We start from the raw sequence: 20,591 nt of genomic DNA on the forward strand, positions 1-20,591 counted from the left end.
TTGATTTCTCGCGGAGTAACTTGTGATGCTGATAATCTTGTTGACTATCAGTCTGACTCCACAAGCACCCACACGAATTGCTTGATTCAGTTGTTAAAGAGCGGTTGGTTAAGATCTTTCGTCTCAACCGAGGCGCGCATTCTACAGCAGCCTCATTTGCTGTCAAGTGATTATTTTCAGAAGTTTTCGAAGATTTCTTCAACAACTTCAACCACTTGCGCTTCCGATCTCTCGTCAGCGGGAGGCGAATTCTACAGCGTTACACGCTGCTGTCAACACCTCTTTTTCAACTTCTTTTTGGCTTCGATGAACTGAAGCAACTCACTGTCGAAACCTACATAACTCATTGAATCTCAAGGAGTTTTCCGTTTCGACTGCGCCGGAAGTGGGGGCGAATTATAGACATCTGAAATTCGCCGTCAACACTTATTTTCAGCAATCACTCAGTTTTCAGAGTGATACGCGCAAACGCCTTCTTGCCCGCCTGGCAAACGTGGGTTGCGCCCAGTACATATATAAAGGAGCGATCAACAACCGCACCATCGACGCGCACACCACCCGACGCCAACAGATCACGCGCCGCCGCCGAGTTCTTCACCAACCCTGCCTTATTAAGGACGGCCGCGATCGGCATGTCCTCAGCAGAAGCCAACTCGATCTCCGGCAGATCGTCCGGCAACTCACCATCCTTCATACGGTTACCCGCTGCACGATGAGCACTGGCCGCAGCCTCTTCCCCATGGAAGCGCGCAACGATCTCTTCCGCCAGCTTGATTTTGACATCGCGCGGATTGGCGCCCGCCTCAACATCGGCGCGCAATGCATTGATCTCATCCATCGAGCGAAAGCTGAGCAGCTCGAAGTAACGCCACATCAATGCATCCGGGATCGAAACCAGCTTGCTATACATGACGCCCGGTGCTTCCTGGATACCGACGTAGTTACCCAAGGACTTGGACATCTTCTTCACGCCATCCAGACCTTCGAGCAGCGGCATGGTCAGAATGCATTGAGCCTCTTGCCCATAACCACGCTGCAACTCACGCCCCATCAGCAAGTTGAATTTCTGATCAGTACCACCCAGCTCGACATCCGCACGCAGAGCTACCGAGTCGTAACCCTGAACCAGCGGATAGAGGAACTCGTGAATAGCGATTGGCTGATTGGTGGTATAGCGCTTATCGAAGTCATCACGCTCAAGCATGCGCGCGACGGTGTACTGCGAAGTGAGGCGAATAAAGTCCGCCGGACCCATCTTGTCCATCCAGGTGGAGTTGAACGCGACTTCGGTTTTCGCCGGATCAAGAATCTTGAACACCTGAGTCTTGTAGGTCTCGGCGTTTTCCAGAACCTGCTCGCGAGTCAGTGGAGGACGCGTAGCGCTCTTGCCGCTCGGATCACCGATCATCCCGGTGAAGTCACCTATAAGGAAGATTACCTGATGACCCAACTCCTGAAACTGGCGCAGCTTATTAATAAGCACCGTGTGCCCCAAGTGCAGATCCGGAGCGGTCGGATCGAAACCAGCCTTGATACGCAGCGGTTGGCCGCGCTTGAGCTTCTCGACCAGCTCGGACTCGACCAACAGTTCTTCCGCACCACGTTTAATCAGCGCTAGCTGCTCTTCAACCGACTTCATAACAGACCCGCAAGGCTCAGATTCAAAGGGAACCAACCATACAAGATCGTGCACCAATTACAAGGTTTGCCCGGCGCACGGACACCAATCCACAGACGCAATGTCTGTAGACTTGCTTCAGAGATGATTTGGTTATATTTTATACAGTTATTTCATCTTCATCATGTCATTCATCTTTTCCAATTCATCATTTTTCAAAGTCAAAAATTACTTATGACCACAGAACAGTCTAAAGCGCCGCCGCTTTACCCGAAGACCCACCTGCTCGCCGCAAGTGGAATCGCCGCTCTTCTCAGCCTGGCACTCCTGGTATTCCCTTCCAGTGATGTAGAAGCCAAAAAGACGACCCTGAGCCTTGAACTGGAAAGTCCTGCTGAACAACTGACACACGATCAAGACGCTGCTGACGCGGTTCAAGCCACAAATGAGCCAGTAGCCTCGCCCTTTGCACAAATCGAAAACACTGACGAAAACGCTGCCGAGACTGCTGAAGCAGCACCGGCACCGACGCCTGTTGCTGAAAAACCGAAAGCCCCCGGGCATCGTGAAGTTGTCGTCGCCAAGGGCGATACGCTTTCGACCCTGTTCGAAAAAGTTGGCCTGCCGGCTGCGTCCGTCCATGAAGTTCTGGCCAGCGACAAACAAGCCAAGCAGTTCAGCCAGCTCAAGCACGGCCAGAAACTCGAATTTGAATTGAATCCTGAAGGCCAACTGACCAGCTTGCACAGCAAGGTCAGTGATGTCGAAACCATTACCCTGACCAAGAATGACAAGGGTTATGCCTTCAACCGGATTACCGCAAAACCGACCGTTCGCACCGCTTACGTCCACGGCGTCATCAACAGCTCGCTTTCACAATCCGCAGCCCGTGCCGGCCTCTCCCACAGCCTGACCATGGATATGGCCAGCGTCTTTGGCTACGACGTCGACTTCGCTCAGGACATCCGCCAAGGCGACGAATTCGATGTGATCTACGAACAGAAAGTGCTGAATGGCAAAGCGGTTGGCAATGGCCCTATCCTGTCTGCCCGCTTCACCAACCGCGGCAAGACCTACACCGCCGTGCGTTACACCAACAAGCAAGGCAACAGCAGCTACTACACGGCTGACGGCAACAGCATGCGTAAGGCGTTCATCCGGACGCCGGTGGACTTCGCCCGCATCAGTTCGAAGTTCTCCATGGGCCGCAAACACCCGATTCTCAACAAGATCCGCGCCCACAAAGGCGTTGATTACGCAGCGCCACGCGGTACGCCAATCAAGGCTGCCGGTGACGGCAAAGTACTGCTGGCTGGTCGTCGTGGTGGCTACGGCAATACCGTGATCATCCAGCACGGCAACACCTACCGCACGCTGTATGGCCACATGCAGGGCTTCGCCAAAGGCGTGAAGACCGGCGGCACCGTCAAGCAAGGCCAGGTTATCGGTTACATCGGCACAACTGGCCTGTCCACCGGCCCGCACTTGCACTATGAGTTCCAGGTCAACGGCGTTCACGTCGATCCGCTGGGCCAAAAGCTGCCAATGGCTGATCCGATTGCCAAAGCCGAACGTGCTCGCTTCCTTGCACAGAGCCAGCCGTTGATGGCGCGCATGGATCAAGAGAAGGCCACCATGCTGGCTTCGAGCAAGCGTTAAGCCATGGCTCTTTATATCGGTGTAATGTCCGGAACCAGTCTCGACGGTCTGGACATTGCCCTGATCGAACAGACCTCGGCGATCACACTAGTCGCCACGCATTACATTCCCATGCCTGAATCCCTGCGCACAGAGCTGCTTGCCTTGTGCGCCAGCGGCCCTGACGAAATCGCCCGCTCGGCCATTGCCCAGCAGAACTGGGTGAAGCTTGCGGCGCAGGGCATTCATACACTCCTCGATCAGCAGCAGCTCAAACCACGAGACATTCGTGCGATTGGCAGCCACGGCCAGACCATCCGCCACGAACCAGCACGCGGTTTCACCGTGCAGATCGGCAACCCCGCTCTGCTGACCGAACTGACCGGCATCACCGTAGTCAGCGACTTCCGCAGCCGCGATGTGGCGGCCGGTGGCCAGGGCGCCCCGCTGGTGCCTGCATTTCATGAAGCGTTGTTTGAAGAGCGTACGGGTAACCAGGCCGTGTTGAATATCGGCGGTTTCAGTAATCTGAGTCTGATTGAGCCGACCAAACCTGTAGCCGGTTTCGACTGCGGCCCTGGGAATGTGCTGATGGACGCCTGGATTCACCAGCAGCGCGGCAAAAACTATGATTGCAATGGCGACTGGGCAAAAACAGGCTCAGTGGAGCCGACGCTGCTACACACACTTCTCAGCGATCCGTTCTTCATCACCAAGGGACCGAAAAGTACCGGCCGCGAAGTGTTCAATCTGCCTTGGCTGGAACAACATCTCTCGCGCCTGCCAGCCTTTGCTGCCGAGAACGTGCAAGCCACCTTGCTTGAGCTGACCGCGTTGACGATCGTTGAATCTCTGCAAAACGCTCAAACCGATACTCAGGAGTTGTTGGTCTGCGGCGGTGGCGCGCACAACGTCACGCTGATGGAGCGTCTGGCCGAGCTGCTGCCGACCACCAAAGTCGCCAGCACTGCCACTCACGGCGTTGATCCGGACTGGGTCGAAGCCATGGCCTTCGCCTGGCTGGCCCATTGCTGCCTCGAAGGGATTGCCGCCAACCGCCCAAGCGTCACCGGCGCACGCGGGCTGCGGATACTCGGGGCCATCTACCCCGCTTAAAAAGCACGCACAGCAAAACGCCGCAGAACTGTGAGGCTCTGCGGCGTTTTGTTATCTGAAGCGAAGAGCGATCAGATCGAGAACGAAGATCCGCAACCACACGTCGTGGTGGCGTTCGGGTTCTTGATCACGAAGCGCGAGCCTTCCAGACCTTCCTGGTAGTCCACTTCAGCACCGGCCAGGTACTGGAAGCTCATCGGATCCACCACCAGGCTCACGCCTTCGCGCTCGACGATGGTGTCGTCCTCGGCCACATCTTCATCGAAGGTGAAGCCGTACTGAAACCCTGAACAACCGCCGCCCGTAACGAATACGCGCAGCTTCAAGCGATCATTCCCCTCTTCATCGACCAGGCTCTTCACCTTGTGCGCGGCACCGTGGGTGAATTGCAAAGCCGTGGGGGTGAAGGATTCGACGCTCATGCTGACTATCTCCCGGCGTTACGCCGCCATAATGCGTGATGACGCGCATTATCCGCTTGTCCGAGAAAATCGGTCAACTATTGTTACGGTATATCAATAAACCCGATCACCGGTTCTGAATGCAAAAAGGCCCGTTCAACGGGCCTTTTTGCTGTGCCGGATAAAGTCTTACGGCAGCATACCGGCGTGGGACAGGCCGAAACGCTCATCCAGCCCGAACAGAATGTTCATGTTCTGCACCGCTTGACCCGACGCACCTTTGACCAGGTTGTCGATCACCGACAACACCACCACCAGATCGCCATCCTGCGGACGGTGAACGGCGATACGGCAAACATTGGCACCGCGCACGCTACGAGTTTCCGGATGGCTGCCGGCCGGCATTACATCGACGAACGGTTCGTTGGCATAACGCTTTTCGAACAGCGCCTGCAAATCCACCGAGCGATCAACCACGGTCGCGTAGAGCGTTGAGTGAATGCCACGAATCATCGGGGTCAGGTGCGGAACGAAGGTCAGCCCCACGTCCTTGCCTGCCGCACGACGCAGACCCTGGCGAATTTCCGGCAGGTGGCGGTGACCTTTGACCGCGTAGGCCTTCATGCTTTCCGACGTCTCGGAGTACAGCGAGCCGACAGCCGCACCGCGACCGGCACCACTGACACCGGATTTGCAGTCAGCGATCAAACGCGAAGCATCCGCCAGACCGGCCTCGAGTAATGGCAGGAAACCCAACTGGGTAGCGGTCGGATAGCAACCCGGCACCGCGATCAGGCGAGCCTTTTTGATCTGCTCGCGATTGACTTCCGGCAGACCGTAAACCGCCTCGTCCAACAGCTCAGGCGCGCCGTGCGGCTGACCGTACCACTTGGCCCACTCTTCAGCGTCTTGCAGACGGAAGTCGGCCGACAGGTCGATGACCTTGGTGCCCGCTGCCAGCAATTCACCGGCCAATGCGTGAGCCACACCGTGCGGCGTGGCGAAGAACACCACGTCGCAAGCCCCGAGGGTCTTGATGTCCGGCACGCTGAAGGCCAGGCCGTCGTAGTGGCCGCGCAGGTTCGGGTACATGTCAGCCACGGCCAGACCGGCCTCGGATCGGGAAGTGATCACCACCACTTCTGCCTGCGGATGCTGCGCCAACAGACGCAGCAGTTCGACACCGGTGTAACCCGTGCCGCCGACGATACCGACCTTGACCATAACCTGCCCTCAAAGAACCCACTGGAAAGCCGTCGATAATAGGGGCCACGCAGCCCTGCGACAACCGTCAAGGTGACGTGCGGACGCTCAAGCCTCTACTATCCGGCTTACCGTGAATGAGGGAATAACCAAAAATGCTCTATCTATGGATCAAAGCGTTGCACATTGTCAGCGTCGTTTGCTGGTTTGCCGGGCTGTTCTACTTGCCGCGATTGTTCGTTTACCACGCGCAAAGCGAAGACACGATCAGCAAAGAACGCTTCAGCGTCATGGAACGCAAGTTGTATCGCGGCATCATGGGCCCGGCGATGATCGCCACGCTGATCTTCGGCGGCTGGCTGATTTACCTGAACCCGAGCATCTTCAGCATGGGCGGCTGGATTCACGCCAAACTGACCCTGGTCGTCTTGCTGATCGGCTACCACCACATGTGCGGCGCCCAGGTAAAGCGTTTCGCCCGTGGCGAAAACACCCGCAGCCATGTCTTTTATCGCTGGTTCAATGAAGTGCCGGTTCTGATATTGCTGGCTATCGTAATTCTGGTCGTGGTCAAGCCGTTCTAACTTCAACAAATACAGATCCTTGGGGTGTTCATAATGTCGCTGCCCGCTCTGCTCGAACAACGTCTGCGCCTGCCTGTCGTGGCAGCACCGATGTTCCTGATTTCCAACCCGGAACTGGTGCTCGCCTGCTGCCGCAATGGCGTGGTCGGCAGCTTCCCGGCGCTGAATCAACGCGAAAGCAGCGGATTCAAAGCCTGGCTGGAACAGATTGAAGCGGGGCTGGCGACTCTGGACAACCCGGCGCCCTACGCGGTGAACCTGATCGTCCATAGCAGCAACCCGCGCTTGCAGGCCGATCTGAGCATCTGCGTCGAACACAAAGTGCCGATCGTCATCACCAGCCTCGGCGCGGTGAAGGAGTTGGTCGACGCGGTGCACAGCTATGGCGGCCTGGTATTTCATGACGTCACCACTCGCCGACATGCCGAGAAAGCGGCCGAGGCCGGTGTCGACGGTTTGATCGCCGTGGCGGCCGGCGCCGGTGGCCATGCCGGGACCTGGAGTCCGTTTGCGCTGATCGCCGAGATCCGAGAGTTTTTCGATAAAACCCTGCTGCTTGCAGGATGTCTGAACCACGGTCATGAGATTCTCGCTACACAGCTGCTCGGTGCGGATTTGGCCTACTTCGGTACACGATTTATCGGCACCACGGAAAGTCACGCGCCTGACGCCTACAAGGAGATGCTGCTGACAGCCAAGGCTGCGGACATCATTCATACTCCAGCGGTCTCGGGAGTGCCGGCGAGTTTTATGCGTCAGAGCCTGGAGGCCGCCGGTTTCGATATGGCTGCGCTGCAAGGCAAAGGCGAGGTGAATTTCGGTGACAAGCTCAAACCGATCAGCGACGAAGCCAAAGCCTGGAAAACCGTCTGGTCGGCCGGGCAAGGCGTAGGACAGATCGATGACCTGCCGAGTGTGGATCAATTGATCGCACGACTGGACGCCGAGTATCGCCAGGCACAGGAACGCGCAGCCCGGCTACCGCAACGCTGGCCACGCTAAGAAAAATCAGGTCAGCCCCAACGGACTGACCTTACACTGCTGACCTTTCAATCCATTCGCGACAAGGATGCCTCGGCCATGAGCGAACCCCGTTACAAGATCGTATTCGACGGTGCTCTACAGCCCGGTGTCGATATCACCACAGCCAAACTCAATCTGGCGCGTTTGTTCAAGAGTGACGTTACCGCGATTGAACGCCTGTTCAATGGCAGCGTCGTCGCACTCAAACGTGATTTGTCCCACAGCGATGCGCAGGCCTATCTGCAAGCGCTGAGCAAGACCGGGATCGATGCGCGCATCGAAGCGCAAACAACCATCGAGCTGAACCTTGCCGATGTGCATGAGCATGCTCCGGCCGTGGCGGAACCTGACTCCCCTTACGCACCACCGCGCGCCAACGTCGGCGAGAGTCTGCCGGCGTTCGCCACCCTCAAGCCGTTCAGCGTCGAAGGGCGAATCGGTCGCCTGCGTTTTCTCGCCTGGACAATGGTCCTGAGTCTGGTGACCCTGCCCATCGTCGGCGTCTTCGCTCTGCTGGCTCTGGGGCTGGTCAGCGGTGATTCCACCACCGGCCTGATCATCGGCGGGATCTTCGCCTTCTTCCTGTTTATCGCCTTCCTGATTGTCAGCATTCTGTTCAGCGTTCAGCGTCTGCACGATATCGGCTGGTCGGGCTGGCTCTGGCTGCTGAACCTGGTGCCGTTCGTGGGTAGTTTCTTTCCGCTGGTGATCATGGTCGTACCGGGCAACTCCGGCGCGAATCGCTATGGCCCTCCCCCGCCGCCCAACAGCACCGCCGTGAAAGTGCTGTGCTCCCTGTGGATCGTGTTCTTCGCGCTGATCTTTGCCGGTGGCATGCTGGGTGGGATTTCGGCGATCCAGCAGGAGTACGAAAGCAATCTGGAAAGCAGCTACGAAAGTGGCTCGGTGACCACTGATGAAGTCGAAGTAGAAGCCCAATCACCTGTGGATTCCGCCGACGAAGCCGCCGAAGCGGCGCCGGCCCCTGTAGACTCTGCGAAAGAATGAACAGCGCTCCCCGCCGTGACACCCGCGTCGACGGCGCGGAGCTGTTGCGATGGAGAATTGCATGACCCGTTACGCTCTGATCACTGGTGCCTCCAGCGGCATCGGCCTGGCACTGGCCGAAGCGCTGGCCCGACGCGGCCGTAGCCTGATTCTGGTGGCCCGCCAACGTGATCAGCTGGAAAGCATTGCGATCGAATTGACTCAGCGCTTTGGCGTCGAGGTACTGTTCCGCGCCTGCGATCTGGGCGAGCCATTGCGTCTGTCCGGCTTCCTGCTGGAACTGGAAGAAGGTGACCGGCAGATCGACTTGCTGGTCAATTGCGCCGGCATTGGCACCTGCGGCCCGTTTCTCGCGCAGGACTGGATGACCGAGCAGGACCTCATCGAAGTGAACATCCTCGCCCTCACCCGACTCTGTCACGCCATCGGCAACAGCATGGCGCTGCAGGGCGGCGGGCAGATTCTCAATGTCGCCTCGGTGGCCGCCTTCAATCCTGGCCCATGGATGAGCACTTACTACGCCAGCAAGGCGTATGTGCTGCACTTCTCCGAAGCCTTGCGGGTCGAACTCAAACAAAGTGCGGTGAAGGTTTCGGTGCTCTGCCCCGGCCCGACACGTACGGCATTTTTCCGCACGGCGCAGCTGAACAGCGACAAACTCAAAGACAGCAAATTGTTGATGAGCCCCGAGGAAGTCGCCCTGTACACCGTGCGCGCCCTCGACAAGAACCGCGCCATCATCATTCCGGGGCGGCGCAACCGCTGGTTCGCGTTTTTGCCACGACTGGGCTCGCGCTGGCTCAATCGAACCATCGTCGGCATGGTCAACAAGGCTTACTGCCCGCGTTGAATTGTCCTACGGCAAATCACTGGGCGGGACCATTTCCCATGAGTACACTCAGACCAGCCCAAACAACGGAGAAAACAGCAGTGGATACTCTGTTCACCAAGATCATCAACCGGGAAATCCCGGCGAAGATCATTTACGAGGACGACCAGGTTCTGGCGTTCCACGATATCGCCCCTCAGGCACCGGTGCATTTCCTGGTGATCCCGAAGAAACCGGTGCGCACTCTCAATGACCTGACCGAAGACGATAAGGCACTGGCCGGGCATATTCTGTTCACTGCCCAGCGTCTGGCGTTGGAACTGGGCTGCGAAGAAGGTTTCCGAGTGGTGATGAACTGCAACGAAAAGGGTGGGCAGACCGTCTATCACATTCATATGCACGTACTCGGACAGCGCCAGATGAACTGGCCACCGGGCTAAGGCACGCCGCGACCTGTGTGTAGGAGCTGCCGCGGGCTGCGATCTTTTGATCTTCGAGGTATCAAAAACAGGATCAAAAGATCGCAGCCTTCGGCAGCTCCTACATAAAGCGCATCGCGCGCAGCAAATGACCCAGCGCAAACCTTCTCCGGCCGATTCAGTTAAACTGGCCGCCGAGATTCTTCCCGGAGGTCAGCATGACTACCCACCGTCACTACTCGCCGATTGACCGTCTTCTGCTGCAAGCCGATGCCGCGATGCGTACTCTGCTGCCTTTCAGTGGCCAGCCGTACCGTCCGTCGCCGGCGATTTTGCAACCGGACACGCAAATGAGCGACGAAGACACCCGCCACGTCGCCGGCCTGATGCGCATCAACCACACCGGTGAAGTCTGCGCCCAGGCGCTGTATCAGGGGCAGGCGCTGACCGCCAAGCTGCCACAGGTTCGCGAAGCCATGGAGCACGCGGCCGAAGAAGAGATTGATCACCTGGTGTGGTGCGAACAGCGCATTCACCAGCTGGGCAGCCATACCAGTGTGCTCAATCCGCTGTTTTACGGGATGTCGTTCGGGATTGGCGCAGTGGCCGGGTTAATCAGCGACAAGGTCAGCCTCGGTTTTGTCGCGGCGACCGAGCATCAGGTGTGCAAGCACTTGAACGAACACCTGGAACAGTTGCCGGCGGAGGATGAGAAGTCCCGGGCGATTCTGGAGCAGATGCGTATTGATGAAGAACATCATGCGGAAAGTGCGCTGGACGCCGGGGGTTTTCGTTTTCCGGCGCCGGTGAAGTTCGGAATGAGTCTGTTGGCCAAGGTGATGACCAAGAGTACTTATCGGATCTGAGGACTGTGTGGGTGCTGAAGGCCTCATCGCGAGCGGCGAAGGCCTGCAGCGTTCTGTGTTCCAGACATAAAAAAGGCGACTACCGCGAAGTAGTCGCCTTTTTTTGTGCCCGGGAATCTTAGGTCGGCATGTTGCGCGCGTAGAAGATTTCGAGCATTTCGTGTTTCACCCGGTCGGTCACCTGAGCGCGCTGCTCGGGAGACAGGTTGCTGGTGGCGTCGCCGAACAGGTAGTTATCCAGTTCGAAGTTCTTCAGCAGCATTTTGGTGTGGAACAGGTTTTCCTGATACACGTTCACGTCGGTCATCTGGTACGCGTCGCGGGTGTCTTCGGACAGGTAGTTCTGGATCGAGTTGATCTCGTGGTCGATGAAGTGCTTGTTGCCTTCAACGTCACGGGTGAAGCCGCGCACACGATAATCCACAGTCACGATGTCCGAATCGAACTGGTGAATGAGGAAATTGAGCGCTTTCAGCGGTGAGATGACACCACAAGTCGACACGTCGATGTCCACACGGAAGGTTGCAATACCGTCGTCCGGATGGATTTCCGGGTAGGTGTGCACCGTGATGTGACTCTTGTCGAGGTGGGCCAGGATAATTTCGGGCAACGGGCCCGGCGATTCTTCGATCTGGCTTTCAGTCGGGGTTACCGGCTCTTCAGAAATCAGAATCGTGACGCTGGCGCCCTGAGGTTCATAGTCCTGACTGGCAATGTTCAGGATGTTGGCACCAATGATCTCGACAACTTCTGTGAGAATCTGCGTCAGGCGTTTCGCGTTGTACTCTTGATTGATGTACTCAACGTAAGCCTGCTGGTCTTGCGGGGTTTCCGCGTAGCAGATGTCATAGATGTTGAAGCTCAAGGTCTTTGTCAGGTTATTGAACCCGTGGAGCTTGAGTTTGCTTTTCACCGTTAAAAACTCTCTATGTATGCGGCCCGGCCGCGTGATCAAGCATGCCCGTCAAGTGCGAACGACGCACCTGCGTAGGACGGTTAACACCTCTTCGCGATGGCGATTTTGGTTATCTGTTCAGGCGGATGACCTGTCGGCTGACCGATCACTGCCCTGAAAAAAGTGGCGCATTATGCAGACGTCAGCGGGGGATCGCCAGAGTCTGCACTGCTTTTATGATAGTTGAATGTCGGTTCAACCGAGTTCGACGATTTCGTAGTCGTGGGTGATCGCCACCCCAGCCGCACCAAGCATGATCGAGGCCGAGCAATATTTCTCGGCGGACAGTTCGATGGCGCGCTTGACCTGCGCTTCTTTCAAGCCACGGCCCTTGACCACGAAATGCATGTGGATCTTGGTGAACACCTTCGGATCTTCGGTTGCGCGCTCGGCTTCGAGGAAGGCTTCGCAGCTTTCCACGGCCTGGCGGGACTTCTTCAGAATGCTGACCACGTCGAAGTTGCTGCAACCGCCGACACCCAGCAGAAGCATTTCCATCGGACGAACACCCAGATTACGACCACCGGCGTCCGGCGGACCGTCCATCACCACGACATGACCGCTACCGGATTCGCCGAGGAACATGGCTTCGCCAGCCCATTGGATGCGTGCCTTCATCGCCCAGACTCCACTGTAAAAAAAGGGTCGCCAGCTTAGCACAGGGCTTGGCCCGGACAGCCAGCAACGCTCCTAGGACAGATGCTACTGCGCTGTAGGTAATTTCTCGAATTTGCGACGAAGTGTCTGTTAAGCTGGCGCCAATTCGCTGGCGCCCACGTCAGCTGCGTAGCGACCGCCTTCAGCGCCTCATAAAAAAATCAAACATCACCGTGCAGTCTTTTCGGGATACAACCATGGTTGCTATTACCCCCACACCCAAAATCAAGAACCTCGACAAGCTGTTGATGCATTGCCAGCGCCGTCGTCATGCTGCCAAGAGCAACATCATCTGTGCGGGCGATCGCTCGGACACGCTGTACTTCATCATCAAGGGTTCGGTAACGATCCTGATCGAGGATGACGACGGTCGCGAGATGATCATTGCGTACCTCAACGCCGGGGATTTCTTTGGCGAACTGGGTCTGTTCGAGCAAGCAGGCCAGGAGCAGGAACGCAGTGCCTGGGTGCGGGCCAAGGTCGAATGCGAAACAGCGGAAATCAGCTACGCCAAGTTCCGCGAATTATCGCAACAGGATCCAGACATTCTTTACGTGCTCAGCGGACAAATCGCACAGCGCCTGCGCAACACTACGCGCAAGGTCGGCGATCTGGCGTTCTTTGACGTGACCGGCCGAGTGGCACGCTGCCTGCTGGAGTTGTGCAAGCAGCCGGACGCGATGACACACCCGGATGGCATGCAGATCAAGGTGACCCGTCAGGAAATCGGCCGGATTGTTGGCTGCTCGCGGGAGATGGTCGGTCGCGTGCTCAAGGATCTTGAGGAACGTAACCTGGTCGATGTGAAAGGCAAGACCATGGTGGTCTTCGGTACGCGCTAAGCTCGAAAGTCAGGCGCTATAAATCTGCGCCAGCATCAAATGAAACAACTCATCGAGACGCGCCAAGGCCTGTGGCGCGTTGAATTTCTCGTGCAGGGCAATGTGGCTCTCCGCACGCACCCGCTGCTCAAGGCCACAGGCTTCGTTGAAGCGATTGACCGCCGCAACCATCGATTCTCGTTCGTTATCCATCAGCATCGCACCGTGCACCAGTCCGACCGAACGCTGTCCGCCCTGACTCTGTCGCCAGCGCTGGGCCGTACCGACCATTTTGCGGCCGTCGAGGTTGACGTTGAAACGGCCGTCGCAAAATGCACCGTCGATTTCACCCAACGATGATATGCCACCCAACTCATCCAGTAACTGACAGATCGGATCGCAGAGACGGTGGTAGCCGGTTTCGATGCGGTTCAGATCGCCTTCGCTGCGCGGTGGTGCATAGACCAGGGCGATGTTGATTGTCGCGGCAGATTGCGGGACGGGTTCGCCGCCGGTTTCACGCAGCAGGACTGGCCAGCCAGCGGCGGCGGAGATTTCGCAGGCATGGTCGAAACCGGGCAGACGATTGAGGCGGCGCGGCATGACCAAGGCGCGATCGCTGGGTTGCCAGAACAACAGGCCGAATTCCGCGTCGCCGGCGCAGACCGAGGCCAGCAAGTCCTGTTCGGCTTGCAGGCCGGCTTCGATGGTCAGGGGGATTGGCAGCGACATGGAAGGCTCCGGCAACATGGAAATCTTTAGCGGCTTCGATGGCCCCTTCGCGAGCAGGCTCGCTCCCACAGGGGGGAAATGCATTCCGAATGTGGGAGCGAGCCTGCTCGCGAAAGAGTCGACTCGGTCTGAAAGACTATCAGTCGAGGGTCGAACCGCTGATCGAAGTACCACGCTCCGGGAAGAACAGACGCTGCAGTTCAGTGCCCGGGTTTTCCGCGCGCATGAACGCTTCGCCGACCAGGAACGAATACACGTCGCTGATTTCCATCAGTTCGACATCGGCACGATTGAGGATGCCGCTCTCGGTAATCACCAAGCGATCACGCGGAATGCGCGGCAGCAGGTCGAGGGTGGTTTCCAGACTGACGTCGAAGGTGTGCAGATTACGGTTGTTGACCCCGACCAGCGGCGTATCGAGGGTTTTCAGCGCGCGTTCCAGTTCATCGCCGTCGTGCACTTCGACCAGCACATCGAGACCGACGCTTTTGGCAACAGAGGCCAGTTCGGCCATTTTCACGTCATCCAGTGCGGAGACGATCAGCAGCACACAGTCAGCGCCCAGGGCACGGGCTTCGACGATCTGGTAAGGATCGATCATGAAGTCCTTGCGGATCACCGGCAGTTTGCACGCGGCACGGGCCTGTTGCAGGTAGGCGTCGGCGCCCTGGAAGTAGTCGATGTCGGTCAGCACGGACAGACAGGTCGCCCCGCCCTTCTCGTAGCTTTTGGCGATGTCGGCCGGGATGAAGTTCTCGCGGATCACGCCTTTGCTCGGCGAGGCCTTTTTGATTTCGGCGATCACCGCTGGCTGCTTTTTCTTGGCCTGCGCCAGCAGTGCCTGGGCAAAACCACGGGGTGCATCGGCCGCCTTGGCCAGACTTTCCAGCTCGCTCAGGCTCACACGAGCGCTACGCTCGGCGACTTCCTGGACTTTGCGGGCCAGAATGTTTTCCAGAACCGTCGGTACACTCATCCCTCATTCTCCACTTTGAATACCGCGGTAAATGCACCCAGCTCCTCGAGTTTTTCCCGAGCAAGACCGGTGTGCAGGGCGTCGTGCGCAAGCTCAACGCCCTGTTTCAAACTACTCGCCACGTCGGCGGCGTACAGCGCGGCACCGGCGTTTAGCACAATCATTTCGGCGGCTTTCTGGCCGTTTTCGGTTTTGCGCTTGCCGAGAGCATCACGGATCAGCGCCAGCGACGCTTCCGGGCCTTCGACCGAGAGGCCGTGCAGACTCTGGCTCTTCATGCCGAGGTCTTCCGGCTCGACCCAATATTCGGTGATTTCGTTGTTCTTCAGTTCGGCAACAAAAGTCGGTGCGGCGAGGCTGAACTCGTCCAGGCCGTCCTTCGAATGCACCACCAGCACATGCTTGCTGCCCAGGCGCTGCAAGACTTCGGCCAATGGCCGGCACAGTGCCTGGGTGAACACGCCCACCACCTGATGTTTCACACCGGCCGGATTCGTAAGCGGGCCGAGCATATTGAACAGTGTGCGCAGGCCGAGATCGCGGCGCGGGCCGGCGGCGTACTTCATGGCTTTGTGGTGGGTCTGGGCAAACATGAAGCCGATGCCGACATTGTCGATGCAACGGGCAACCTGCACCGGCGTCAGGTTCAGGTAGATGCCGGCAGCTTCCAGCAAGTCGGCACTGCCGCTCTTGCCCGATACCGCACGGTTGCCGTGCTTGGCGACGGTGCAACCGGCCGCCGCGACGACAAACGAAGAGGCGGTCGACACGTTGAAGATGTTTGCACCGTCACCGCCGGTGCCGACCACATCGACCACGCCGTCGAGGGTCTTCAGTTCGACCTGGTCGGCCAGCTCGCGCATCACCGAGACGGCGCCGACGATCTCGTCGATGCTCTCGCTCTTCATGCGCATGGCCATCATGAACGCGCCGATCTGCGCGTCGGTGCATTGGCCAGTCATGATTTCGCGCATCACATCGCGCATCTCATCGGTGCTGAGGTCGAGGTGATCGACGATACGGCTCAGGGCTGTCTTGATATTCATGGGAAGTCCTTAGCGCGTGCCGCCGGTTTGTTTGAGGAAGTTGGCAAACAGCTCATGGCCCTGCTCGGTCAGGATCGACTCGGGGTGGAACTGTACGCCCTCAATGTTCAGGGTCTTGTGCCGCAGGCCCATGATTTCGTCGACCGAACCGTCATCGTGTTGGGTCCACGCGGTCAGTTCCAGGCAATCAGGCAACGTGTCGTGCTTGACGATCAGCGAATGATAGCGGGTGACGGTCAGCGGATGATTCAGGCCCGCAAAGACGCCCTTGTCCTCGTGGAATACCGGGCTAGTCTTACCGTGCATCACCTGACGCGCCCGCACGACATCGCCGCCAAAGGCTTGGCCAATGGACTGGTGGCCGAGGCAGACGCCGAGAATCGGCAGCTTGCCGGCAAAGTGCTTGATCGCATCAATGGAGATGCCGGCTTCGGTCGGCGTGCATGGGCCGGGGGACACCACGATGCGCTCAGGCTTGAGCGCTTCGATTTCAGCGATGGTCAGTTCGTCGTTGCGCACCACTTTGACTTCGGCACCCAGCTCGCCGAGGTATTGCACAACGTTGTAAGTAAAGGAGTCGTAGTTGTCGATCATCAGCAACATGGCGTGTCGAACCTCTTGAATTCTGATTTGAAAACAGCCTTCAGATCACTTGCCCGCAGGGCGCTGCACGATGTCGGACGCAGGAGGACGCGTCGGCACAGCGGCATTTCAAACAGGCAAGGAAGGCAAAGCGATACAGATCCGGCGGGGCCGGCAGAAAAGATTCAGGCGCGCCAACGCCAGCGGGCGTGTGCCTTGATGACTTGATCCAGAAGTTTGCTGGTGATCAACACGGGGAAGGTCTCGTTCATACGTTCCGGCACAGTAACTTAGCTGGGCGGAGCGTGCAATATGGCCGGGGCTGCGGGAGATAAAACCGGGGGAGGATTCGCGACCGATGGCAAAACGCCGGGAGTTTTTGGTACTGTCGTTTCGTTCACCTACAACAATAACTAAACGGACTTGCTCATGATCAAACAGACGTTGTTTGTACCGCTGGCCGGCTGCCTGCTCGCATTGGCCTGCGCCCAAGCGAATGCAGCACCCAATCCTTATTCGAATTTCATTGTTTTCGGCGACAGCCTGAACGATGCCGGGACCTTTACCGACACCGGCGGCCCGGCCGGCTCCACCGAGCGCTACACCAACCGTACCGGCCCGATCTATCAGAATGGCAGCGGTGAACTGTATTCATTGAATTCCACGCAGTTGCTCGGTGGACGCCTTGGCTTTTCGCCAGACCAGACAGCCTCTTCCAGTTCCGCCGTGCGCGCCGACAACGGCCAGCCGGACGGCAACAACTGGGCGGTCGGCGGCTATCGCACCGACCAGATTCTCGATTCGATCACCACGCAATCCGCCACCGGTGAACGCACCCGCGCCGGCTACCTGCCCTCGAACGGCTTCCGCGCCGACCCGAATGCGCTGTATTACATTTCCGGCGGCGGTAACGACTTCCTGCAAGGCCGGATTCTCAGCCTGCCCCAGGCCAACGCGGCGGCAGATCGACTCGCCGACAGCGTGCAGACCCTGCAAACCGCCGGTGCCAAATACGTGATGGTCTGGCTGTTGCCTGATGTCGGCCTGACGCCAGCAATCAACGGTACGCCGCTGCAAGCCTTCAGCAGCCAGCTCGCCACGCAGTTCAACAACCAGCTGGTTACTCGCCTGCAAGGGATCAACGCCGAGGTCATTCCGCTGAACATTCCGGTACTGCTGTCGGAGGTATTTGCCGATCCTGGCCGCTTTGGCCTGGCGACCGATCAGAACCTGACCGCAACCTGCTTCAGTGGCAGCAGCTGCACCGAGAACGCCCGTTACGGGATCAACAGTGCAACACCGGACCCGACCAAGCTGATTTACAACGACGGTGTGCACCCGACCGAGGCCGGGCAAAAGCTGATTTCCGACTACGCCTATTCCTTGCTCGCCGCGCCGTGGGAACTGACGCTGCTACCAGAAATGGCCCACGCCACGCTGCGCGCGCATCAGGATGAACTGCGCAACCAATGGCAGGCGGACTGGGAAAACTGGCAAGCGGTCGGCCAATGGCGGGCGATTGTTTCGGCGGGCGGCCAACATCTGGATGTCGACAGCCAAAGCAGCGGCGCCGGCGCCGATGGCAGCGGTTACAACCTCAACGTCGGCGGCAGCTACCGCTTGAATGAAGCGTGGCGCGTCGGTGTGGCGGGCGGTTTCTACCGACAGAATCTGGAGGCCGGTCATAACGATTCGGACTACAAACTCAACAGCTACATGGCCACGGCATTTGCCCAATTCCAGCAAAACCGCTGGTGGGCTGACGCGGCGTTGACCGGCGGCAAACTCGACTACGACAACCTCAAGCGCCAGTTTGATCTGGGCGTGAGCGAAGGCGCGGAAAAAGGCGACACTGACGGTAGCCTCTGGGCCTTCAGCGCCCGCGTCGGTTACGACATCGCCCAGCCGGGCAGCGCGTGGCACCTGTCGCCATTTGTCAGCGCCGACTACGCCAGCGTTGATGTCGATGGCTATTCCGAGAAGAGCAACCGCGCCACGGCGCTGACCTTCGATGATCAGACCCGCGACTCGAAACGTCTTGGCCTGGGCTTGCAGGGCAAATACAACATCACCCCGCAAACTCAGGTGTTCGGCGAGTACGCCCACGAGCGTGAGTACGAAGATGACGTGCAGAAGGTCAACATCGCGCTCAATACCTTGCCGGCGAATGACTTCACACTTGAGGGCTATACGCCACAAAGTCATTTGAACCGCTTGAGTCTGGGCGTCAGCCACAAGCTCACGCCGGATCTGGCCCTGCGCGGCGGTTACTCGTTGCGCAAGGATGATGACTTTACCCAGCAGGGCGTTAACGTCGGGGTCGTTCTGGACTTCTAAATCCCAGGCACAAAAAAAGCGGCGCCCTCACAGGCGCCGCTTTTTTATGGATCATTTTCTGGGGTGAGAGACATTTACCTGTGGTGAGGGGATTTATCCCCGACCGGCTGCGCAGCAGTCGCAAAGCCATTTCGCACGGTACACCTGAAGAATCCGTGTTGCAGGTTTTAGGGCCGCTTCGCGCCCCATCGGGGATAAATCCCCTCGCCACAATGAATCCCACACCACACATAAATCCCCATACCACACCAGCCCTCCCCCAAAGAGGGTTGGTGTCAGTCGGGGGTTTGCTCGGCGAGGGCCACGGCGCGGAACATCGCGCGGCGTTTGTTCAGGGTTTCTTCCCATTCCAGCGCCGGCACCGAGTCGGCAACGATGCCGCCACCGGCCTGTACGTGCAGTTCGCCGTTCTTGATCACCGCCGTGCGAATCGCAATCGCGGTGTCCATGTTGCCGTTCCAGGCAAAGTAACCGACCGCACCGCCATACACACCACGCTTGACCGGCTCCAACTCATCGATGATCTCCATCGCACGAATCTTCGGCGCGCCCGACAAGGTGCCCGCCGGCAGAATCGCCCGCAGTGCATCCATCGCCGTCAGCCCTTGTTTCAACTGGCCGGTGACGTTGGAAACGATGTGCATCACATTGGAATAACGCTCGATGACCATTTTCTCGGTGAGTTTTACCGAGCCGATTTCCGAGACACGCCCCGTATCGTTACGACCGAGATCGATCAGCATCAAGTGCTCAGCGATTTCCTTGTCGTCCGACAGCAGGTCTTCTTCCAGCGCCAGATCCGCTTCTTCGGTGGCGCCACGTGGGCGAGTACCGGCAATCGGACGCACAGTGATCAGATTGTCTTCAACCCGCACCAGTACTTCCGGCGAACTGCCAACGACGTGGAAGTCGCCGAAGTTGAAGAAGTACATGTACGGCGTCGGGTTGAAGCAACGCAGCGCGCGGTACAGATCGATCGGTGCAGCCTTGAAGTCGATCGACATGCGCTGCGACGGCACGACCTGCATGCAGTCACCGGCAAGGATGTATTCCTTGATGGTGTCGACGGCTTTTTCGTAATCGTTCTGAGTGAAACTCGAACGGAACAGCGGATCAGCCGCTTGCTGCTTGCTGAAATCCAGGCCACGGCGCGGGGTGATCGGCTGACGCAGTTTTTCCAGCAATGCCTGCAATTGCGCCTGACCTTGTTCGAAGGCATCCGCCTGCGCAGGGTCGGCCAGCACGATCGCGTGCATCTTGCCGGCGAGGTTGTCGAACACCACAACGGCGTCGGAGACCATCAGCAGAATGTCCGGCACACCCAGCGGATCCGGGTTCGGGCATTTGCCCAGACGCTTCTCGACATAGCGCACACAGTCGTAACCGAAGTAACCGACCAGACCGCCGTTAAAGCGCGGCAGGCCAGCGATGGTCGGCACGTTGTAGCGCGCCTTGAAGGTTTCGACGAAGGCCAGCGGATCTTCAACGTCGTGGCTTTCGGTCTCGACGCCATCAACGGTGATGCTCACGTGATGGTCGTGAACCCGCAGTACGGTGCGGCACGGCAGGCCGATGATCGAGTAACGGCCCCATTTCTCGCCGCCCTGCACCGATTCGAGCAGGTAGGAGTTGGGTTGGTCGGCCAGTTTCAGGTAGATCGACAGCGGCGTGTCGAAGTCGGCCAGGGTTTCGCAGGCCAACGGAATGCGGTTGTAGCCGTCAGCGGCCAAGCGCAGGAATTCTTCGCGGATCATAAGGTGCCTCGTGGTGTGAGGGGCAA

Annotated in this window: 20 protein-coding genes; 10 read left to right on the forward strand and 10 right to left on the reverse strand. The window is 58.3% G+C overall.

Going from position 1 to position 20,591, the window contains the following annotated elements:
* Positions 1-439: 439 nt before the first annotated feature.
* Positions 440-1,639: a tyrosine--tRNA ligase gene (gene tyrS / locus BK670_RS25615; RefSeq protein WP_123453972.1), complete on the reverse strand. Its 1,200-nt coding sequence runs from the start codon at positions 1,637-1,639 to the stop codon at positions 440-442.
* A gap of 213 nt (positions 1,640-1,852) precedes the next feature.
* On the opposite strand from tyrS, the gene BK670_RS25625 reads away from it, so the two are divergent.
* The gene (locus BK670_RS25625) at positions 1,853-3,277 is read left to right on the forward strand and encodes a peptidoglycan DD-metalloendopeptidase family protein (RefSeq protein WP_123453974.1); all 1,425 of its coding nucleotides are present in this window, start codon (positions 1,853-1,855) and stop codon (positions 3,275-3,277) included.
* 3 nt (positions 3,278-3,280) lie between these two features.
* The gene (locus BK670_RS25630; RefSeq protein ID WP_123453976.1) at positions 3,281-4,372 is read left to right on the forward strand and encodes an anhydro-N-acetylmuramic acid kinase; all 1,092 of its coding nucleotides are present in this window, start codon (positions 3,281-3,283) and stop codon (positions 4,370-4,372) included.
* A gap of 71 nt (positions 4,373-4,443) precedes the next feature.
* On the opposite strand, the gene erpA is transcribed toward BK670_RS25630, so the two are convergent.
* Positions 4,444-4,794 (reverse strand): iron-sulfur cluster insertion protein ErpA, encoded by a 351-nt coding sequence (erpA, locus tag BK670_RS25635; RefSeq protein WP_008077999.1) that lies wholly within the window; start codon positions 4,792-4,794, stop codon positions 4,444-4,446.
* 168 nt (positions 4,795-4,962) lie between these two features.
* A complete protein-coding gene (argC, locus tag BK670_RS25640; protein WP_016983465.1) occupies positions 4,963-5,997 on the reverse strand; it encodes an N-acetyl-gamma-glutamyl-phosphate reductase in 1,035 nt (344 codons plus the stop codon).
* Between the two features lie 134 nt (positions 5,998-6,131).
* Here argC and hemJ point away from each other — a divergent pair, with 134 nt between their 5' ends.
* The 6 genes from hemJ (at position 6,132) to coq7 (ending at position 10,705) form a co-directional block, all read left to right on the forward strand.
* Entirely contained in the window at positions 6,132-6,560 is a 429-nt protein-coding gene (gene hemJ, locus BK670_RS25645) for a protoporphyrinogen oxidase HemJ (RefSeq protein WP_123453979.1), read from the forward strand.
* A gap of 33 nt (positions 6,561-6,593) precedes the next feature.
* Positions 6,594-7,562 (forward strand): NAD(P)H-dependent flavin oxidoreductase, encoded by a 969-nt coding sequence (locus BK670_RS25650; protein ID WP_123453981.1) that lies wholly within the window; start codon positions 6,594-6,596, stop codon positions 7,560-7,562.
* A gap of 78 nt (positions 7,563-7,640) precedes the next feature.
* Complete coding sequence (locus tag BK670_RS25655) at positions 7,641-8,591, forward strand: DUF805 domain-containing protein (RefSeq protein ID WP_123453983.1); 951 nt, start codon at positions 7,641-7,643, stop codon at positions 8,589-8,591.
* A 61-nt stretch (positions 8,592-8,652) separates the two neighbouring features.
* Positions 8,653-9,441: an SDR family NAD(P)-dependent oxidoreductase gene (locus BK670_RS25660; RefSeq protein ID WP_016983469.1), complete on the forward strand. Its 789-nt coding sequence runs from the start codon at positions 8,653-8,655 to the stop codon at positions 9,439-9,441.
* Between the two features lie 80 nt (positions 9,442-9,521).
* Entirely contained in the window at positions 9,522-9,860 is a 339-nt protein-coding gene (locus tag BK670_RS25665; protein WP_003228789.1) for a histidine triad nucleotide-binding protein, read from the forward strand.
* Positions 9,861-10,057: 197 nt separating this feature from the next.
* Positions 10,058-10,705 (forward strand): 2-polyprenyl-3-methyl-6-methoxy-1,4-benzoquinone monooxygenase, encoded by a 648-nt coding sequence (gene coq7 / locus BK670_RS25670; protein WP_123453985.1) that lies wholly within the window; start codon positions 10,058-10,060, stop codon positions 10,703-10,705.
* Positions 10,706-10,823: 118 nt separating this feature from the next.
* Here the strand turns inward: coq7 and speD are convergent, their stop codons facing one another.
* The gene (gene speD / locus BK670_RS25675) at positions 10,824-11,618 is read right to left on the reverse strand and encodes an adenosylmethionine decarboxylase (RefSeq protein ID WP_016983471.1); all 795 of its coding nucleotides are present in this window, start codon (positions 11,616-11,618) and stop codon (positions 10,824-10,826) included.
* A gap of 237 nt (positions 11,619-11,855) precedes the next feature.
* On the reverse strand, positions 11,856-12,278 hold the full coding sequence (locus tag BK670_RS25680) for an OsmC family protein (RefSeq protein WP_003228794.1): 423 nt from the start codon (positions 12,276-12,278) through the stop codon (positions 11,856-11,858).
* A 236-nt stretch (positions 12,279-12,514) separates the two neighbouring features.
* Between BK670_RS25680 and crp the strand changes: the two genes are divergently transcribed.
* On the forward strand, positions 12,515-13,159 hold the full coding sequence (crp, locus tag BK670_RS25685; RefSeq protein ID WP_008088598.1) for a cAMP-activated global transcriptional regulator CRP: 645 nt from the start codon (positions 12,515-12,517) through the stop codon (positions 13,157-13,159).
* A gap of 9 nt (positions 13,160-13,168) precedes the next feature.
* Here the strand turns inward: crp and BK670_RS25690 are convergent, their stop codons facing one another.
* The 4 genes from BK670_RS25690 to BK670_RS25705 all read right to left on the reverse strand — a co-directional run bounded on the left by BK670_RS25690 (position 13,169) and on the right by BK670_RS25705 (position 16,495).
* Positions 13,169-13,870: a lipoate--protein ligase family protein gene (locus tag BK670_RS25690; protein WP_123453987.1), complete on the reverse strand. Its 702-nt coding sequence runs from the start codon at positions 13,868-13,870 to the stop codon at positions 13,169-13,171.
* A 139-nt stretch (positions 13,871-14,009) separates the two neighbouring features.
* On the reverse strand, positions 14,010-14,846 hold the full coding sequence (trpC, locus tag BK670_RS25695) for an indole-3-glycerol phosphate synthase TrpC (protein ID WP_123453989.1): 837 nt from the start codon (positions 14,844-14,846) through the stop codon (positions 14,010-14,012).
* The gene (gene trpD, locus BK670_RS25700) at positions 14,843-15,892 is read right to left on the reverse strand and encodes an anthranilate phosphoribosyltransferase (RefSeq protein WP_095050325.1); all 1,050 of its coding nucleotides are present in this window, start codon (positions 15,890-15,892) and stop codon (positions 14,843-14,845) included. The genes trpC and trpD overlap by 4 nt, the downstream gene beginning before the upstream one ends.
* Before the next feature lie 9 nt (positions 15,893-15,901).
* Positions 15,902-16,495: an aminodeoxychorismate/anthranilate synthase component II gene (locus tag BK670_RS25705; protein WP_123453991.1), complete on the reverse strand. Its 594-nt coding sequence runs from the start codon at positions 16,493-16,495 to the stop codon at positions 15,902-15,904.
* A 408-nt stretch (positions 16,496-16,903) separates the two neighbouring features.
* Between BK670_RS25705 and estP the strand changes: the two genes are divergently transcribed.
* Positions 16,904-18,811 carry an esterase EstP gene (estP, locus tag BK670_RS25710; RefSeq protein ID WP_123453993.1) on the forward strand — a complete coding sequence of 636 codons (1,908 nt, stop codon included), beginning with the start codon at positions 16,904-16,906 and terminating at the stop codon, positions 18,809-18,811.
* A 275-nt stretch (positions 18,812-19,086) separates the two neighbouring features.
* On the opposite strand, the gene trpE is transcribed toward estP, so the two are convergent.
* The gene (trpE, locus tag BK670_RS25715) at positions 19,087-20,565 is read right to left on the reverse strand and encodes an anthranilate synthase component I (protein WP_123453995.1); all 1,479 of its coding nucleotides are present in this window, start codon (positions 20,563-20,565) and stop codon (positions 19,087-19,089) included.
* Positions 20,566-20,591: the final 26 nt, after the last annotated feature.

The organism is Pseudomonas fluorescens, assembly GCF_003732425.1.
GTDB lineage: Bacteria > Pseudomonadota > Gammaproteobacteria > Pseudomonadales > Pseudomonadaceae > Aquipseudomonas > Aquipseudomonas fluorescens_BE.

Excerpts from the sequence above, each read along its gene's own strand:
- coq7 (WP_123453985.1), top strand. The coding sequence starts at position 10,058 with ATGACTACCCACCGTCACTACTCGCCGATTGACCGTCTTCTGCTGCAA.
- erpA (WP_008077999.1), bottom strand. The coding sequence starts at position 4,794 with ATGAGCGTCGAATCCTTCACCCCCACGGCTTTGCAATTCACCCACGGT.
- trpE (WP_123453995.1), bottom strand. The coding sequence starts at position 20,565 with ATGATCCGCGAAGAATTCCTGCGCTTGGCCGCTGACGGCTACAACCGC.
- BK670_RS25655 (WP_123453983.1), top strand. The coding sequence starts at position 7,641 with ATGAGCGAACCCCGTTACAAGATCGTATTCGACGGTGCTCTACAGCCC.
- trpD (WP_095050325.1), bottom strand. The coding sequence starts at position 15,892 with ATGAATATCAAGACAGCCCTGAGCCGTATCGTCGATCACCTCGACCTC.
- BK670_RS25690 (WP_123453987.1), bottom strand. The coding sequence starts at position 13,870 with ATGTCGCTGCCAATCCCCCTGACCATCGAAGCCGGCCTGCAAGCCGAA.
- hemJ (WP_123453979.1), top strand. The coding sequence starts at position 6,132 with ATGCTCTATCTATGGATCAAAGCGTTGCACATTGTCAGCGTCGTTTGC.
- BK670_RS25680 (WP_003228794.1), bottom strand. The coding sequence starts at position 12,278 with ATGAAGGCACGCATCCAATGGGCTGGCGAAGCCATGTTCCTCGGCGAA.
- estP (WP_123453993.1), top strand. The coding sequence starts at position 16,904 with ATGATCAAACAGACGTTGTTTGTACCGCTGGCCGGCTGCCTGCTCGCA.
- BK670_RS25650 (WP_123453981.1), top strand. The coding sequence starts at position 6,594 with ATGTCGCTGCCCGCTCTGCTCGAACAACGTCTGCGCCTGCCTGTCGTG.
- BK670_RS25625 (WP_123453974.1), top strand. The coding sequence starts at position 1,853 with ATGACCACAGAACAGTCTAAAGCGCCGCCGCTTTACCCGAAGACCCAC.
- BK670_RS25630 (WP_123453976.1), top strand. The coding sequence starts at position 3,281 with ATGGCTCTTTATATCGGTGTAATGTCCGGAACCAGTCTCGACGGTCTG.
- tyrS (WP_123453972.1), bottom strand. The coding sequence starts at position 1,639 with ATGAAGTCGGTTGAAGAGCAGCTAGCGCTGATTAAACGTGGTGCGGAA.
- BK670_RS25705 (WP_123453991.1), bottom strand. The coding sequence starts at position 16,495 with ATGTTGCTGATGATCGACAACTACGACTCCTTTACTTACAACGTTGTG.
- trpC (WP_123453989.1), bottom strand. The coding sequence starts at position 14,846 with ATGAGTGTACCGACGGTTCTGGAAAACATTCTGGCCCGCAAAGTCCAG.
- argC (WP_016983465.1), bottom strand. The coding sequence starts at position 5,997 with ATGGTCAAGGTCGGTATCGTCGGCGGCACGGGTTACACCGGTGTCGAA.
- crp (WP_008088598.1), top strand. The coding sequence starts at position 12,515 with ATGGTTGCTATTACCCCCACACCCAAAATCAAGAACCTCGACAAGCTG.
- BK670_RS25660 (WP_016983469.1), top strand. The coding sequence starts at position 8,653 with ATGACCCGTTACGCTCTGATCACTGGTGCCTCCAGCGGCATCGGCCTG.